The organism is Roseateles sp. P5_E11 (assembly GCF_054049355.1).
Window position 1 is genome coordinate 1 of record NZ_JBFUMO010001038.1, and the last position, 1085, is coordinate 1085.

Here is a 1085-nt window from a genome sequence, read left to right on the forward strand (position 1 = left end):
GCCCAGGCCCATGGCGAAGAGATAGACGCCGATGACGGTGGAGAACTGCAGCACCGAGTCGCCAAGCAGATAGCTGGCCAGCGCGCCGGCCGCCAGCTCGTAGACCAGGCCGCAGGCGGCGATGACGAAGACGCTGGCGAGCAGCAGCAGCTCGGCCAGTGAAGCGCGAGCGGTGGGCTGCTGCTCGGTCACGGCTTGAGCAGCACCGAGAAGGCCAGCCGCTTGCCGTCCGGGCTGGCGGCGATGTTGCGGATGGCGCCGCCCAGGTCGGCGAGTTCGGCAAAGGCCTGGAAGCTGCCGCCCAGCTTGCCATCCCAGCGCAGCAGCAGATTGCCGCGCGCCATCAGCATCGAGCCATCGGGCAGGGCCACGAAGTACTGGCTGCGGTTGGCGTCTTTTTCGCCCTCCGGGCCGACGGGCGTCTCCACCAGCACCTGCGGCGACTTGTCAGCTGCGCCCATCGCACAGATGCGCCAGTGGGCCGGGTCGGTCTGGTCGACGAAGAGGGCGCGCTTGCCGTCGGCCGTGCGGCCCAGCGACCGGCCGGGCTTGGCGGTCAGCAGCGTCTGCTGGCCGGTGGTGCGGCTGATGAGCACAGCCCGGTGGTTGTTGCGCTCCGGCACGTCGTCGACGATGAAGGCGGCCAACTGGTCGGGGTTGACCCAGGCGTGGTAGCCGATGCGCTTGGTCGGTACGACCGGCGCGACGGGCTTGCCGTCCCAGCCGAAGAGCCAGAGTGAGGGCTCGTTCATCTCGATGCCGTAGGCCGGGTCCGCGGTGATGACGCGGATGGCCGAGAAGCCGCTGCCGTCGGCCAGCGGCGTCGGCGAGTAGAGGTTCTCGGTCGTCGTGGTGACGGCCACGGTCGTGCCCTTGGCAAGGTCGTGGCGGTAGATGTTGTTTGAACCGGTGCGGCCCGAGGTGTAGACGACGGCCGCGCCGTCGTGGGTGAAGGCCGGCTGGAAGTTGTTGCCCTTGCCGGGCGTGATGTTGCGGGTGTCGCTGACCTTGCCCGTGGCGACGTCGAGCCGTGCGACGAAGATGGCCACGTCGGGTGGTGCATCGGCGGCCGAAACGGGCAGGGC

The 1085-nt window shown here is 69.4% G+C and carries 1 protein-coding gene and 1 pseudogene; both read right to left on the reverse strand.

Annotated features, from left to right (window positions below; all coding sequences use genetic code 11):
- Positions 1-192, reverse strand: a pseudogene (locus ACXJKR_RS33215) (polyamine aminopropyltransferase); the annotation flags it as partial.
- On the reverse strand, positions 189-1085 hold an 897-nt coding region (locus ACXJKR_RS33220), incomplete at its 5' end, for a TolB family protein (protein ID WP_457326483.1). The gene ACXJKR_RS33220 and the pseudogene ACXJKR_RS33215, both read right to left, overlap by 4 nt.